Below are 12282 nucleotides of genomic sequence, written 5' to 3'. Positions count from 1 at the left end.
GTTGGCAAATCGCGGATGCGCCGGTTCGCCCGGTCAAATCAGTTGCCCGAGAAATTCCTGCACCATCTTGCCGGGCTGGAACTCGCCGAGACGCTTGATCTCCCAATCGAGTTTGATGCCGGAGGCCTCCAGCACACGCTCGCGCACGGTCTCGCCAAGAAACTCCAGCTCGTAACCGCCCGCCTGCCCCGTATTGATCATGAAATTGCAATGCATGGGCGACATCTGCGCGCCGCCGATCGTCAGGCCACGGCAGCCGGCCTTGTCGATCTCTTTCCAGGCCGATGAACCGGGCGGATTCTTGAAGGTCGAGCCACCCGTTTTTTCGCGGATCGGCTGCACCGTTTCCCGGTGATGCTGCACGGCGTCCATCTGCGAGCGGATTTCGTCGCGATCGGCTGCAAAACCCTCGAACACGGCATGGGTGAAGATGAGATCGCGCGGCGCGGACGAGTGCCGGTAGTCATAGCCCATATCGGCTTTGGAGAAGACGTGGCCGTCGCCCTTGCGATCGATCGCATGGACCTCGACGACCCTTTCTCTGGTCTCGACCCCGTTTGCGCCGGCGTTCATGCGCAAGGCACCTCCGATGCCGCCGGGAATACCATGATAGAAATGAAGTCCGCCGATCCCCGCCTCAAGCGCGGCTGCAGCGACACGCTTGTCGGGCGTGGCGGCACCGGCCACCAGCCGGGTATCGGAGGCCTGCCGAACCTCGCCGAAGCCCTTCGCCGACAGCCGCACGACGACACCGCGAATGCCGCCGTCGCGGATCAGCAGGTTCGACCCGATGCCGACGACCATCAGCGGGACATCCTCGGGCAAAGCGCGCAGGAAGCTCGAAAGGTCTTCGCTATCGGCCGGCTGAAAAAGAATGTCCGCCGTGCCGCCGACCCGAAACCAGGTGATCTTGTCCATCCCGGCATCCGGCGTCAGCCGGCCACGGATTTCTGTGAAACGGTCCTGCAGACGTTCGAGCAATCTGGCGCCTCGGTCCTCGCGCATCAGGTCTCTCCCCCGAGTTCAGCGAGTTCCTGAGGCAGCGCGGCGGCCCAGTAGGTGATCGACCCGGCGCCGAGACAGACGACGTAGTCGCCCGCCTCTGCACTCGCGGCGATGATCGGCGCAAGCTGCTCCGGTCCCTCGACGAGGCGCACGTCCCGGTGCCCCCCGGCGCGCATCCGCGCGGCGAGCGAGGTCGAATCGATTCCTTCGATCGGCTGTTCACCTGCAGTGTAGACCGGTGCGAGGATAACCGTGTCTGCATCGTTGAAGCAGGCGGCGAAGTCGTCGAACAAGCTCTGGAGACGCGTGAAACGGTGCGGCTGGACGACCGCAAGAATGCGACCCTTGCAGGCGTCGCGCGCGGCCGACAACACGGCCTTTATCTCGACCGGGTGATGGCCGTAATCGTCGAATATCTCGACGCCCTTCCAGGTGCCCGTGTTCGTGAAACGGCGCTTGACGCCGCCGAAGGATGCAAGGCCCTGCCTGATCTGCTCGGCGCTGACGCCAAGCTCCGTTGCGACGGCAATTGCAGCGGTGGCGTTGGAAACATTGTGGCGTCCTGGCATCGGCAATCGAAGATCGCGAATTTCCACGCCGTCGTCCCGCTGGCGCCGGCGGATCGCGATGTCGAAGACCGACACCGGGCCGTCCATGCGGTGGTTCATGAAACGCACGTCCGACTGTGGATTCTCACCATAGGTCACGACCCGCCGATCCTCGATACGACCGACAAGCGACTGCACTTCCGGATGGTCGAGGCACATCACCCCGAACCCGTAGAACGGGACATTCTCGACAAACTGCGCGAAGGCTGCGCGCACCGCCTCGAAGGAGCCGTAGTGGTCGAGATGCTCCGGATCGATATTGGTAACGACAGCGACATCTGCGGGAAGCTTGAGGAACGTGCCGTCTGATTCGTCCGCTTCCACGACCATCCAGTCGCCCGCGCCCATCCGCGCATTGGTGCCGTAGGCGTTGATGATGCCGCCGTTGATCACCGTCGGATCCAGGTCGCCGGCATCGAGAAGCGCCGCGACCATGGACGTGGTCGTCGTCTTGCCATGGGTGCCGCCGATCGCGACCGCATTGCGAAAACGCATAAGCTCGGCCAGCATCTCGGCGCGCCGCACGATCGGAAGAAGCTTCTCGCGCGCGGCGATCAACTCGGGATTGTCCTTGCGAATCGCTGTGGAAACCACGACGACCTCGGCCGCGCCGATGTTTTCAGCGCGGTGGCCGACATGAACGTCGATGCCCTTCTGGCGCAGTCGCTGCACATTGGCGCTGTCGGATTGATCCGAGCCCTGCACACTGTAGCCAAGCGTGTGCAGTGCTTCCGCAATGCCGCTCATGCCGATGCCGCCAATGCCGACGAAATGGACGAGGCCGATGGTCTGCGGCATCTTCATGCACGATTATCCTTGAACGCTGTGATGCTCATGCCGTCCGCAATAGCTTCTACCATCGAGGCGAGCAAGGCCGCTGCATCCGGCTTCCCCGCTGCCCTGGCCCGGCCCGCCGTTTCTGCCAACCGGTCCGGCTCGCGCATTGCCGAACCGATAAGATCGGCAAGACGTGTGCTGGAAAGCGCGCTCTGGGCGATGACTTCAGCGCCACCCTTTGCCATCAGGGCGGCGGCGTTGGCAGCCTGATCGTGATCGAGGGCGTGGGGATAGGGCACGAGAATGGCTGGCCGCCCGATAACCGAAATCTCCGAAACGGTGGAAGCACCAGAGCGGCTGATCACCAGTTGTGCCGCGCCGATTCGTGCCGCCATATCGGCAAAGAACGGCGAGACGTCCGCTTCGATGCCACGGGTGCGGTAGAACGCGGTGACCTCCGCCTCGTCCTCGCGGCGGGCCTGCTGGGTCACGACGAGGCGCGAGCGCTCCTCATCCGTCAGAAGGTCCAGCGCAGCGGGGATCGATTCGGAGAAGAAGCGCGCGCCCTGGCTGCCGCCGAACACGACGAGATTGAACCGCTCGCTGCCGTGCGCGGCGCGATAAGGCGAAGCGGCGGCTTCAAGAACGGCGGGGCGCACGGGATTGCCGGTCGTCACCGTCTTGGCCTGGTGCGCGCCGGACCCTTCGGGCAGAAATCCGCCGGCAATGGCATCGACCCGCGAAGCCAGAAGGCGATTGGCGCGACCCATCACGGCGTTCTGCTCGTGGATCATCGTTGGCACGCCCGCGCGGGTCGCGGCATAGACGGGCGGCAGTGTCGGATATCCGCCGAAGCCGACGACCGCTGCCGGGCGCAGACGACGAATCAGTTTGCCGGACTGCCGGATACCCGAGACGAGCGTCAGCAGCGACCGCGCAGCTGCGATCGGGTTTTTCGACGAGATCGTCGCCGAACGGACCACGTGAACATGGTCCGCCGGAAAGCTCTGCGCATAGCGCGCCGCGCGTTCGTCGGTCACGAGATCGACGGCATGGCCCCGCCGACGCAGTTCATGCGCCAGCGCTTCAGCGGGAAACAGATGGCCGCCGGTGCCGCCGGCCGATAGCAGGATCAGATCTGACACGTATTGGACTCCGGCAGTCTATTCGGCGGGCACGAAATTGCCTCGGAACAGCCGGCGCTCATGCGCCCGCTTTTCCGGTCGCCGACGCGTGAGGGCCAGGAGAAACCCGACCGAGATTGCGATCGCCACCATCGAGGATCCGCCGTAGGAGATCAGCGGCAGCGTCATGCCCTTGGCCGGCATGAGTTCGAGATTGACCGCGATGTTGATCATGGACTGAAAACCGATGAGGAGCACGAGGCCTGCGATGGCGAGACGGGTGAAATCGTCTCGCTCACGGCTCGCATGCGACAGCCCGCGAAGGACGATGAAAGCGAAGATGGCGACGAGAACCATGCAGAAGATGATCCCGAATTCCTCTGCCGCGACGGCGAAAATGAAGTCCGTGTGGCTGTCTGGAAGGATGCGCTTGATTGTTCCCTCGCCCGGACCCTGGCCGAACCAATTGCCGCGAACGATGGCCTCTCGCGCCGTATCCACCTGATAGGTGTCGCCCTCGCCGGTCAGGAATCGATCGATGCGGCCGGCCACGTGCGGGAAGACGAAATAGGCAGAAACGAACCCTGCCGCGCCGAGCCCGCCAAGAACGATGATCCAGAGCCACGGCATCCCGGCCATGAAGAACATGCCGCCCCAGATTGCCGTCACCAGCACGGTCTGCCCCAGGTCCGGCTGGGCGACCAGCAGCGCAGCGACGATGCCGAAAAGGATGATGGCGAAGAGATTGCCGGGAATCTCCGGCTGGCGGGCGTGTTCCGAGAAGAGCCAGGCACAGATGATGACGAAGGCCGGCTTCATGAATTCCGATGGCTGAACCGAAAGGCCCGCGATCGAGACCCATCGACGCGATCCCTTGACCTCGACGCCGAAGAACAGGGCCACGAGCATGAGGAAGACCGAACCTGCGAAGATCACCAGCGCCATGCGCCGGACCTGCCGGGGCGAGGCGAACGAGATGGCGACCATGACCGCAAGGGTCGGGAAGAGGAAGACGGCGTGGCGCTTGACGAAATAGAAGCTCTCGAGCCCGATCCGCTCGGCCACCGAAGGGCTGGCGGCGAACGACATCATGAACCCCAATCCCATCAGGAACACGAAGGCGAACAGGAAGATGCGATCAATGGTCCAGAACCATTCGGCGACTGGCCCGCGTTCAGCTCGGCTTACCATGGCTCAATCGCTCCTTGCAGGTGTCGGGACGAGCATGTCGATATCGGCGAGTGCGGCGACCTCTGAGACGAACGCGTCGCCCCGCACCTCGAAATTCCTGTACTGATCGAAGCTTGCGCAAGCCGGACTAAGCAAGACGACCGGCGCTTCGGCGGCGCTTGACCCGGCATCGGCGGCCGCGTGCGCGACGGCACGGTCCAGCGTACCGGCAATCTCATAGGGAACGGCATCGCCAAGCGTCGCCGCAAAGGCGGGCGCTGCCTCGCCGATGAGATAGGCCTTCTTCACGTGCTGCATCAGCGGTGCGAGCGACGCGATACCACCTTCCTTCGGCAACCCTCCGGCGATCCAGTGAATGGCCTCGAATGTCGACAATGCCGGCGCCGCCGCATCTGCATTGGTTGCCTTGGAATCGTTGACGAAGAGGACCTTCCCCCGCCGGGCAACAGGTTGCATGCGGTGCTTCAGGCCCGGAAAGCTGTCCAGGCCGGCCTGGATCGCATCATCATCGACACCGACCGCACGGCAGGCCGCAATCGCCGCAGCCGCATTCTGCGCATTGTGCGCCCCGCGCAGCGCGCTCGCCGCATGAAGCGAGAAACGATGCGCCTCGTCGCCGGCCGCTATGATCATGCCATCCTGGTGATAAAGTCCTCGTGCCAGGGGCAATTGCTTTGAGATGCGGACGAGCGGCCGTCCACTGCGGTCGATTCGATCGGCGATCGCGGCGCTGTGGGCGTCGTCCACGCCGACGATCGCGGATTGCGCACCGATCGCCAGCCGCGCCTTGATGTCGGCATAGGCCTCCATCGTTCCATGACGGTCGAGGTGATCCGGGCTCAAGTTGAGCACGATGCCGGCCGTCGGATCGAGAGAGGGCGAGAGATCGATCTGGTAGGACGAGCATTCGACGACATAGAACCGGTCTTCGGCGGGTGCGTCTAGAGACAGGATCGCCGTGCCGATGTTGCCGCCGATGCCGACGTCCAATCCTGCCTCTTTCAGAATGTGACCGATGAGCGCCGTAGTGGTCGACTTGCCATTGGTTCCGGTGATCGCGATGAACGGGCAGTCCGGCGCATGGGCGCGCCGCTCGCGGCAGAATATCTCGACATCGCCGATGATCGGCACCGCGGCCGCGCGCGCCAGGTCGACGGTCCAGTGCGGCCTTGGATGGGTCAGCGGTACGCCGGGCGACAGGACGAAGGCGGCAAGCTTCTGCCAGTCGATACTGTGAAGGTCGCCCGTCTCGATCCCCTCGTCCGCCGCCCGCGCCACGCTGTCGGGATTGTCGTCGAAGGCGACGAGGTCTGCCCCGCCCGCCTTGAGCGCACGCGCCGTTGCAAGACCCGATCCGCCGAGGCCGAAGAGAGCGACACGCTGATCCTTGAAGGTGGTCGCCGGGATCATGGCCCTACCGCAGCTTGAGCGTCGCGAGCCCGAGAAGGGCAAGGATGATGGCAATGATCCAGAAGCGCACCACGACCTGGCTCTCGGTCCAGCCCTTCTTCTCGAAATGATGGTGGATCGGGGCCATGAGGAAGACGCGCTTGCCGGTCATCTTGAAGACGCCGACCTGGATCATCACCGAAAGCGCTTCCATGACGAAAAGTCCGCCAATGATCGCCATGACGATCTCATGCTTGGTTGCGACTGCAACGGTACCGATCAGGCCACCCAGCGCGAGGGACCCCGTGTCACCCATGAAAATCGCGGCTGGCGGCGCGTTGAACCAGAGAAAACCGAGACCCGCCCCGATGACGGCGCCGAGCACCACGGAAAGCTCACCCGTCCCCGGCACGAAGTTGATCTGCAGATAGTTGGCGAACATGGCGTTGCCGGAGAGATAGGCGATCGTGCCGAAAGCCGCGGCCGCGATCATCACCGGACCGATGGCGAGCCCGTCGAGTCCATCCGTGAGGTTCACCGCATTGCCGGCACCGACAATCACGAATGCGCCGAAAACGACGAAGAAAAGCCCCAGATCAATGAAGAAGTCCTTGAAGAAGGGAAAGGCGAGCGAGGAACCGAAGGTGGCGCTGTTCTCCGCTGTCGATGTCAGCGTCGCCTGCATGATGAAGAAGACCGCGATGGCGGCGATAAGGAATTCGATTCCGAGGCGGGCCTTTCCCGAAAAGCCCATATGCGACTGCTTGGTGACCTTGAGATAATCGTCGTAGAATCCGATCGCACCGAAACTCAGCGTGACGATCAGGGTCACCACGACATAGATGCTCGAAAGATCGGCCCAGAGCAGGGAACTGCCGATGATTCCTGAAAGGATCATCAATCCGCCCATCGTCGGCGTGCCGGCCTTCTTGAAATGCGTCTGAGGTCCGTCGGCGCGGATCGGCTGGCCCCGCCCCTGCCGGATGCGCAGAGAAGCGATGATTCGCGGGCCGAAGAGGAAGACGATGAGAGCGGATGTGAAAAGGGCGCCGCCCGTACGAAAGGTTATGTAGCGGAAAAGGTTGAAGACCTGCAGTTCCTCCGCAAGCCCCACGAGCCACATGAGCATCAGTTGGCGTCCTTCGTTTGCATCAGTCCCCCGCCTCCGCTTCGGGCACGGCCGGAAACTTGTCAAGCAAGGCCGAAACCACCGCGCCGAAACCGATGCCGAGCGAGGACTTGACCATGATGGCATCGCCGGCATGGACGCTGCGCGTGATCAGGGGAATGAGTGCCGCCGTGGATTCGCGATATTCACGCTCGATATCACCAGGCAGGGCCGCTTCAAGCGCGCGCATCTCCGGTCCGGCAAGATAGACGCGATCCACCTTGGCTTCAGCCAGCGGACCGGCCAGTTCGGCATGAAGCTTGGCCGAAAAACGGCCGAGCTCCAGCATGTCGCCGAGGATGGCGATGCGCCGGCCGGACGCGCCCAGCGGCGCATTGGACAGAAGAGAAATCGCGGCGCGCATCGAAGCCGGGTTGGCATTGTAGCTTTCGTCGATCAGGACGAACTCGCCCGACCCGTTTCTCAGTTTGTACTGGGCGCCGCGCCCCTTCTCCGCCTTGAAGTCCGCCAATGCGGCCGTGATCTTGGCCAGATCGGCTCCCACTAGGTGAGCCGCGCCCATCACCGCAAGCGCGTTCTCGGCAATATGCCGGCCCGGCGAGCCGATCTTGACGACGACTTCATCCGCATCGACCCGCGCGGTCATGCAGGAGCAAGCCCCGTGAAGCTTCAGCTTTTCCAGGCGGAAATCGGCCTGCTTGTGTGCCCCGAAGGCGTGGATGCGCTCGATGCCGGCTGCCTTGGCTGCCTTCTTCAGCACCGCGAATTTTTCGTTGTCGCGGTTCAGGATCGCGTGTCCACCGGGGACCAGCCCGTCGAATATCTCCGCCTTTGCAGCAGCTATCTCGCCGATGTTCTTGAAATTGCCGAGATGCGCGGGGGCGATGGTGGTGATGATCGCCACGTGGGGACGCACCAGCTTGACGAGCGGCGTGATCTCGCCGGGGTGGTTCATGCCAATCTCGAACACGCCATACTTCGCGTCAGCCGGCATCCGGGCAAGTGTCAGCGGCACGCCCCAATGATTGTTGAACGAGGCCACCGCGGCATGCGTCTTGCCGCAAGTCGACAGCACATGACGCAACATCGCCTTGGTCGTCGTCTTGCCGACGGACCCCGTCACGGCGATGATCTGCGCCTTGGTGCGCGCTCGCGCCGCGACCGCCAGTCTTCCGAGCGCGTCAAGCACATCGTCGACCACCACCATCGGGGCGGACACACGGCCGAGCGCCGGCAGCTTGGCTTCGGAGACGACCAGCAGCGCCGCGCCGTTCGCCATGGCGGCGCTGGTGAAATCGTGACCGTCGAACCGATCGCCCTTGATTGCGAAGAACGCATCGCCCTGGCTGACCGCGCGGCTGTCGATCGAAATTCCCGAAATGCCGTCCGGCAGCTGTTCGAGCGGGCGCCCGCCGGTGGCCGCCAGGAAATCATCGATGGTCCATAGATCGCTCATCGTCCATAAGCCGCCAGCGCGGTCCTCACCTGTTCATGATCGGAAAAGGGCAGCGTCTGATCGCCGATCGTCTGGCCTTCCTCGTGTCCCTTGCCGGCAACGATCAGCGTATCGCCCGTTGCCAGCATCGCGACGGCGGTATCGATCGCCTCGCCGCGGTCGGCGATTTCGCGCGCACCCGGGGCCGCGGCCATGATCTCGCCGCGGATGGCCGCCGGCTCCTCCGACCGTGGATTGTCGTCGGTCACGATGACGACGTCGGCAAGCCGCGTGGCGATCTCGCCCATGATCGCGCGCTTGCCCCGATCCCGGTCCCCGCCGCAGCCGAACACGACGACGATGCGCCCGGTGGTGAACGGCCGAACCGACGCCAGCACATTGGCCAGGGCATCCGGCTTGTGGGCGTAGTCGACATAGGCTGGCGCACCGCTGCTTGTCGTTCCGACCAGTTCCAGACGACCGGACGCACCCTGTAGCCGCGCAAGCGCGACCATCGCCGTCTCAGCCGCAACGCCGGTCGACATCGCAAGTCCGGCCGCCGTCAGCGCATTGGAGAGCTGGAAGTCGCCGGCCAGCGGCAGATCGATCTCGAAGATCGTACCGTCGTGATGCACCTCGGCCTTTTGATGCTGACGGTGATGCTCGACGCGCTTGACGGTGAGATAGGTGCCGTGGCGACCGACGGTTCGGACATCGAGGCGGACGGCCCGCGCCGCTGCGATGACGCGGTCGGAATAGACATCGTCCGCAAAGACGATCGCCGGAGCGCCCTCGTCGAGAAGGGTATCGAAAAGCCGCAGCTTGGCCCCGAGATAATCATCCACGGTTGGGTGATAGTCCATATGGTCCCGGCCAAGATTGGTGAAGGCGCCCGCGGCGAGCCGCACGCCGTCGAGCCGGCGCTGGTCGAGGCCATGACTGGACGCTTCCATCGCCGCGTGGGTCACGCCCTCGTCCGCCAGTTCACCAAGAAGGCGGTGCAGTGCGACAGGATCGGGCGTCGTCAACGATCCGTAGCTCTGACGTCCGGGCGCAACAACGCCGGTCGTCCCGATCATCGCCGCGGAATGCCCGGCATGGGCCCAGATCTGGCGGGTGAAGGAGGCGACCGATGTCTTGCCGGCCGTGCCCGTCACGGCCACCATCGTGTCGGGCTGGCGCCCATGAAAGCGCGCCGCCGCGCGGGCAAGAAACAGCCGCGGATCATCGACCCGGATCAAAGACGCCTGACCGGCATCCACAACGGCGTCTCTGGAAGCGACGATGGCGGCGGCGCCGCGCGCCAGCGCATCCGCCACGTAGTGCGCGCCGTCAGCCTTGCTGCCGGTCAGGGCGACGAACAGATAGCCCGGCGCGGCCATGCGGCTGTCGGCGGTAAGGCCGACGATCTCGATATCGTCATGACCCTTGTTCGATATGGTCGCCCCGGCATCGACCGCGGCGAGATGTGAAAGTTTCATAGTCCCCGTCCGATTATCCTGCGTCGCCGTTCCGTCGCCGACACGCCCCCGCGCGGCCCCGCATCCTCATTCTGCCTTAATACGACACGAGCAAGGCGGAGCCGTCCGGCCCGAATTTCGGATCGACGCCGAGCAGCGCGGCCGAGCGCCGGATGATGGCGGAAACCGTCGGTGCGGCGTTGAGACCGGCCGTTGCCGAATATTGCCCCTCTTCCGGCTTCGGCTCATCGATCACGACGAGCACCACATATTGCGGATCGTCCATCGGGAAGGCAGCGAGGAAGGCGTTGAATCGCACGTCGCTTGAATAGCGCCCGTTGACGACCTTTTCCGCCGTGCCGGTCTTGCCGCCAACCCGGAATCCCGGGACATCGGCGCGGCGCCCCGATCCATCAATCGAGTTGAGACGGAACAATTCGCGCATGTCGGCGCTGGTCTCTGCGCTGACCACCTGCTTGGCGGTTGCCATCGCTTGTTCCTGGGTGCGCGGAACGAATGTCGGCGAGATGAGCTTGCCGCCATTCATAAGCGCTGCGGCCGCAACAGCGGTCTGCAGCGGCGTCGTCGTGACGCCGTGGCCGAAGGAGATCGTGATCGAGTTGATCTTCTTCCACTCGTTCGGCTGCAGCGGCATCGCCACTTCCGGCAGTTGCGTCTGCATGCGGGTCAAAAGACCCATCCGCGTCAGAAACTCCTGATGGCCTTCGATCCCGACGACGTCGGCCATTTTGGCCGTGCCGATATTGGACGAATAGATGAAGATTTCCGGGACGCTCAATACGCGGTGCTTGCCGTGGAAATCGCTGATCGTATGGCCAGCGATGCGGATCGGACGAGAGGCGTCGAAGCTGTCGCCCATGTCGACCAGTCCGCTGTCCAGCGCCATGGCGGTGGTGAAGGTCTTGAATGTCGACCCCATCTCGTAGGTGCCGGCCGACATGCGGTTCATGCGGTCCTTTTCCAGCGCCTGGGCGGGGTTGTTGGGGTTGTAGTCGGGCAATGACGACATCGCCAACACTTCGCCCGTATGGATGTCGAGGATCACGGCGCCGGCCGCAATCGCCCTGTAGCGGTCCATCGCCGCGGAGAGTTCGTCACGCACGATATGCTGGACCCTGAGGTCCATCGACAGCTTGAACGGCTCCATCTCCTCGTCGATCGTCATGCCGAGTTCGAAAAGGTCGGAAAGCCCTTGGCTGTCGACGTATTTCTCCATGCCGGCGATGCCGCGATTGTCGATATTGACGTGACCGACGATGTGCGACGCGGTTGGTCCGCCTGGATAGAAGCGGCGCTTTTCGGGACGGAATCCGATGCCTGGGATTCCAAGCGCCATGATCTCGCTCTGCTGTTTGGGCGTGAGCTGACGGCGCAGCCACTGGAACCCGGAATTGGAAGACAGCTTTCTATAGGTGGTGCGCACATCGAGATCAGGCAGCACCGTCATCAGTCGCTCGATCGCCTCGTCCGTATCCACGATGCGGCGCGGTTCAGCGTAGAGCGAGACCGTCCGGATGTCGGTCGCCAGCACCTCTCCGTTGCGGTCGATGAGGTCGGGACGAGAGGCAAGCAACGCGTCACCACGCGGAATACTGGCGGTGACCTGGTCATCGGCGATGCCGTATTGAACGAGCCGACCACCGATCACGGCATAAACGGCGCAGAAGCACGCCATGGTGATGATGATGCGCGACTTCGCCTGACGACCGGCGCCCTTCTTTGCGGCGATCTGGGTGTCGTTCCGATTGGCCTTCGCCGCAATGCGCTTGAGGATTCGCATCAGCGCACCACCGATCCGGTGATCGTGGGATCGGTGAAGCCTTCAAGCGGCTGCGCGATCAGTTCCTCGATCTGGAGAAGCTTGGAGGGCAGTTCGTCGAGCGTGGCGATCTGCTCGGGATCGATCGTACCAAGCTCAAGCGTCTCTTCGAAGCGCTCGGTGAGGCGCTGCAACCGGGCGGGCTGGTTGAGCAGCGCCCAGTCGGCCTTCAGGAGATCGATCGTCTGCTCCTCCAGCCGAATTTTCGCCTGAAGGTCGCGCACATGGGCGAGCTTTTCCTCGGCGTGATGCTTGATCTGATAGGTGATGGTCGCCGCAGCGATCATCAGCGCGATCAGAAGCATGTCGAATGTCCGCAGCATT

At 63.6% G+C, this 12282-nt stretch carries 10 protein-coding genes; all 10 read right to left on the bottom strand.

What is annotated here, in order from left to right; translation table 11 throughout:
- Positions 1-33: 33 nt before the first annotated feature.
- Positions 34-1005, bottom strand: coding sequence for a UDP-N-acetylmuramate dehydrogenase (murB, locus tag CN673_RS02500; RefSeq protein ID WP_099864638.1), 972 nt, complete (start codon positions 1003-1005; stop codon positions 34-36).
- The gene (gene murC / locus CN673_RS02495) at positions 1005-2417 is read right to left on the bottom strand and encodes a UDP-N-acetylmuramate--L-alanine ligase (protein WP_099864637.1); all 1413 of its coding nucleotides are present in this window, start codon (positions 2415-2417) and stop codon (positions 1005-1007) included. Before murC ends, murB begins: the two co-directional genes overlap by 1 nt.
- Positions 2414-3535 (bottom strand): undecaprenyldiphospho-muramoylpentapeptide beta-N-acetylglucosaminyltransferase, encoded by a 1122-nt coding sequence (gene murG, locus CN673_RS02490; protein WP_099864636.1) that lies wholly within the window; start codon positions 3533-3535, stop codon positions 2414-2416. The genes murC and murG overlap by 4 nt, the downstream gene beginning before the upstream one ends.
- Positions 3536-3553: 18 nt before the next feature.
- The gene (gene ftsW / locus CN673_RS02485; RefSeq protein WP_099864635.1) at positions 3554-4705 is read right to left on the bottom strand and encodes a putative lipid II flippase FtsW; all 1152 of its coding nucleotides are present in this window, start codon (positions 4703-4705) and stop codon (positions 3554-3556) included.
- A 3-nt stretch (positions 4706-4708) separates the two neighbouring features.
- Complete coding sequence (murD, locus tag CN673_RS02480; protein ID WP_099864634.1) at positions 4709-6115, bottom strand: UDP-N-acetylmuramoyl-L-alanine--D-glutamate ligase; 1407 nt, start codon at positions 6113-6115, stop codon at positions 4709-4711.
- Between the two features lie 4 nt (positions 6116-6119).
- Positions 6120-7223 (bottom strand): phospho-N-acetylmuramoyl-pentapeptide-transferase, encoded by a 1104-nt coding sequence (gene mraY / locus CN673_RS02475; protein WP_099864633.1) that lies wholly within the window; start codon positions 7221-7223, stop codon positions 6120-6122.
- Between the two features lie 22 nt (positions 7224-7245).
- Positions 7246-8679, bottom strand: coding sequence for a UDP-N-acetylmuramoylalanyl-D-glutamyl-2,6-diaminopimelate--D-alanyl-D-alanine ligase (locus CN673_RS02470; protein WP_099864632.1), 1434 nt, complete (start codon positions 8677-8679; stop codon positions 7246-7248).
- Entirely contained in the window at positions 8676-10139 is a 1464-nt protein-coding gene (locus CN673_RS02465) for a UDP-N-acetylmuramoyl-L-alanyl-D-glutamate--2,6-diaminopimelate ligase (RefSeq protein WP_099864631.1), read from the bottom strand. The genes CN673_RS02470 and CN673_RS02465 overlap by 4 nt, the downstream gene beginning before the upstream one ends.
- Positions 10140-10215: 76 nt before the next feature.
- The gene (locus CN673_RS02460) at positions 10216-11919 is read right to left on the bottom strand and encodes a peptidoglycan D,D-transpeptidase FtsI family protein (protein WP_099864630.1); all 1704 of its coding nucleotides are present in this window, start codon (positions 11917-11919) and stop codon (positions 10216-10218) included.
- On the bottom strand, positions 11919-12281 hold the full coding sequence (gene ftsL, locus CN673_RS02455; protein WP_099864629.1) for a cell division protein FtsL: 363 nt from the start codon (positions 12279-12281) through the stop codon (positions 11919-11921). The genes CN673_RS02460 and ftsL overlap by 1 nt, the downstream gene beginning before the upstream one ends.
- Position 12282: the final 1 nt, after the last annotated feature.

The sequence above is a fragment of the Neopararhizobium haloflavum genome, from assembly GCF_002750855.1.
In the GTDB taxonomy this organism is placed as follows: Bacteria; Pseudomonadota; Alphaproteobacteria; order Rhizobiales; family Rhizobiaceae; genus Georhizobium; species Georhizobium haloflavum.
Note: the sequence above shows the minus strand (reverse complement) of the source record. Positions and strands in the feature narration are given on the sequence as shown.

Excerpts from the sequence above, each read along its gene's own strand:
- murB (WP_099864638.1), bottom strand. The coding sequence starts at position 1,005 with ATGCGCGAGGACCGAGGCGCCAGATTGCTCGAACGTCTGCAGGACCGT.
- murC (WP_099864637.1), bottom strand. The coding sequence starts at position 2,417 with ATGAAGATGCCGCAGACCATCGGCCTCGTCCATTTCGTCGGCATTGGC.
- ftsW (WP_099864635.1), bottom strand. The coding sequence starts at position 4,705 with ATGGTAAGCCGAGCTGAACGCGGGCCAGTCGCCGAATGGTTCTGGACC.
- murD (WP_099864634.1), bottom strand. The coding sequence starts at position 6,115 with ATGATCCCGGCGACCACCTTCAAGGATCAGCGTGTCGCTCTCTTCGGC.
- mraY (WP_099864633.1), bottom strand. The coding sequence starts at position 7,223 with ATGCTCATGTGGCTCGTGGGGCTTGCGGAGGAACTGCAGGTCTTCAAC.
- CN673_RS02470 (WP_099864632.1), bottom strand. The coding sequence starts at position 8,679 with ATGAGCGATCTATGGACCATCGATGATTTCCTGGCGGCCACCGGCGGG.
- CN673_RS02465 (WP_099864631.1), bottom strand. The coding sequence starts at position 10,139 with ATGAAACTTTCACATCTCGCCGCGGTCGATGCCGGGGCGACCATATCG.
- CN673_RS02460 (WP_099864630.1), bottom strand. The coding sequence starts at position 11,919 with ATGCGAATCCTCAAGCGCATTGCGGCGAAGGCCAATCGGAACGACACC.
- ftsL (WP_099864629.1), bottom strand. The coding sequence starts at position 12,281 with ATGCTGCGGACATTCGACATGCTTCTGATCGCGCTGATGATCGCTGCG.